Annotated in this window: 2 protein-coding genes; both read left to right on the top strand. The window is 72.4% G+C overall.

Annotated elements, in window-relative coordinates:
- Nucleotides 1–1179 (top strand): NADH-quinone oxidoreductase subunit NuoF (nuoF, locus tag ACI6PP_RS23075; RefSeq protein ID WP_421114096.1); only part of this gene is annotated, 1179 nt, incomplete at its 5' end.
- Nucleotides 1176–2623: NADH-quinone oxidoreductase subunit G (locus tag ACI6PP_RS23080; protein ID WP_421114097.1), on the top strand; the 1448-nt coding region annotated here is incomplete at its 3' end. The genes nuoF and ACI6PP_RS23080, both read left to right, overlap by 4 nt.

The following is a 2623-nucleotide window of genomic DNA, read 5'->3' on the forward strand; positions in this document are numbered from 1 at the left end:
CTGCGCGGGCGCGGCGGCGCCGGCTTCCCCACCGGCATGAAGTGGGGCTTCATTCCCCAAGGCGACGGCAAGCCGCACTACCTGGTGGTCAACGCCGACGAGTCCGAGCCGGGCACCTGCAAGGACATCCCGCTGATGATGGCCTCGCCGCACACCCTCGTCGAGGGCGTGGCGATCACCTGCCACGCCATCCGGGCGAGCACCGCCTTCATCTACGTCCGCGGCGAGGTGCTGCACGTCGTGCGACGCCTGCAGGCCGCCGTCGCCGAGGCCTACGCCAAGGGCCTGCTCGGCAAGAACGTGCTGGGCTCGGGCGCCGACATCGATGTCGTCGTGCACGCCGGCGCCGGCGCGTACATCTGCGGCGAGGAGACCGCGCTGCTCGACTCCCTGGAGGGTCGACGCGGCCAGCCCCGCCTGCGCCCGCCGTTCCCGGCCGTCGCCGGGCTCTACGCCTGCCCCACGGTGATCAACAACGTCGAGTCGATCGCGTCCGTGCCCGCGATCCTCGAGCGCGGCGTCGACTGGTTCTCGTCCATGGGCACCGAGAAGTCCAAGGGCATGACGCTGTACTCGCTGTCGGGCCACGTGCGGAACCCCGGCCAGTTCGAGGCGCCGCTCGGCATCACGCTGCGCCAGCTGCTCGACCTCGCCGGCGGCATGCGCGAGGGCAGCACGCTCAAGTTCTGGACGCCCGGCGGCTCGTCGACGCCGATCCTCACCGAGGAGCACCTCGACGTGCCGCTGGACTACGAGGGCGTCGGCGGCGCCGGCTCGATGCTGGGCACCAAGGCCCTGCAGGTCTTCGACCAGACCACGTCGCTGGTGCGCTGCGTGCTGCGCTGGACCGAGTTCTACAAGCACGAGTCCTGCGGCAAGTGCACCCCGTGCCGCGAGGGCACCTGGTGGCTCGTGCAGGCGCTGCAGCGCCTCGAGGCCGGCCAGGGCCGCGAGGGCGACGTCGACCTGCTGCTCGACCTGTGCGACAACATCGTCGGCCGCTCGTTCTGCGCGCTCGCCGACGGTGCCGCCGCCCCGATCACCTCGGGCATCCGGCACTTCCGCTCCGAGTTCGAGGCCGGCATGACCACCCCCGCGTGGGAGCTGTTCCCCTACGAGGCGTCCGCGCTGGCGCCCGTCCGTGAGTCCCTCCGCACCACCCAGGGAGCGAGCGTATGACCGTCGCGAAGGAGGGCTCGGCGCAGGCGGACACCACGCCGGTCGAGCTCGTCACGCTCACCATCGACGACGTCGAGGTCAGCGTCCCCAAGGACACCCTGCTCATCCGCGCCGCCGAGCTGATGGGCGTCGCCATCCCGCGGTTCTGCGACCACCCGCTCCTCGAGCCCGTGGGCGCGTGCCGCCAGTGCCTCGTCGAGATCCCCGACATGGGCAACGGACGTGGGGCGCCCAAGCCCACCGCGTCGTGCACGCAGCCCGTCATGCCCGGCATGGTGGTCCGGACGCAGGTCTCCTCGCCGGTCGCCGAGAAGGCGCAGCACGGGATCATGGAGTTCCTGCTGATCAACCACCCGCTCGACTGCCCGGTCTGCGACAAGGGCGGCGAGTGCCCCCTGCAGAACCAGGCGATGAGCAACGGCGAGGGCGAGTCGCGCTTCACCGAGACCAAGCGCACCTACGCCAAGCCGATCAACATCTCGAGCCAGGTGCTGCTCGACCGCGAGCGCTGCGTGCTCTGCGCCCGCTGCACCCGCTTCTCCGAGCAGATCGCCGGCGACCCCTTCATCGCACTCGTCGAGCGCGGCGCCCTGCAGCAGGTGGGCATCTACGAGCGCGAGCCGTTCGACTCCTACTTCTCGGGCAACACCATCCAGATCTGCCCGGTCGGTGCGCTCACCAGCGCGTCCTACCGCTTCCGCTCGCGCCCGTTCGACCTCGTCTCGACGCCGTCGGTGGCCGAGCACGACTCGTGCGGCGCAGCGGTGCGCGTCGACCACCGTCGCGGCAAGGTCATGCGCCGCCTGGCCGGCGACGACCCCGAGGTCAACGAGGAGTGGATCAGCGACAAGGACCGCTTCTGCTTCACCTGGCCCACGCGTCCCGACCGCCTGACCCACCCGCTCGTCCGCGACCCCGACTCCGGTGAGCTCGAGCCGGCCTCGTGGCCCGCCGCGCTGGCCGTCGCCGGACGCGGGCTCGCCGCGCTCGGCTCGCGCGTCGGCGTGCTGCCCGGCGGACGCCTGCCGCTCGAGGACGCGTACGCCTACGCCAAGCTGGCGCGGGTCGCGATCGGCACCAACGACGTCGACTTCCGGGCCCGCCCGCACTCGGTCGAGGAGGCCGACTTCCTGGCCGCGCTCGTCGCCGGCACCGGGCTCGGCGTCACCCACGCCGACCTCGAGCACGCCGGCACCGTCGTGCTCGCGGGCCTGGAGCCCGAGGACGAGGCCGCCACGATCTTCCTGCGGCTGCGCAAGGCCCACCGCCAGCACGGCACCCAGGTGGTGGCGATCGCCAGCCACACCACCCGCGGCCTGTCCAAGGCCGGTGGACGCCTGGTGCCCACCACGCCCGGCGACGAGGCCAAGGCCCTCGCGGCCCTGGCCGACGACGAGTCCCTCGGGCTCGGGGCCGCCGACGTCGTGCTGGTCGGCGAGCGCCT

The sequence above is a fragment of the Solicola agrisoli genome (genome assembly GCF_049059935.1).
Lineage (GTDB): Bacteria > Actinomycetota > Actinomycetes > Propionibacteriales > Nocardioidaceae > JAURVT01.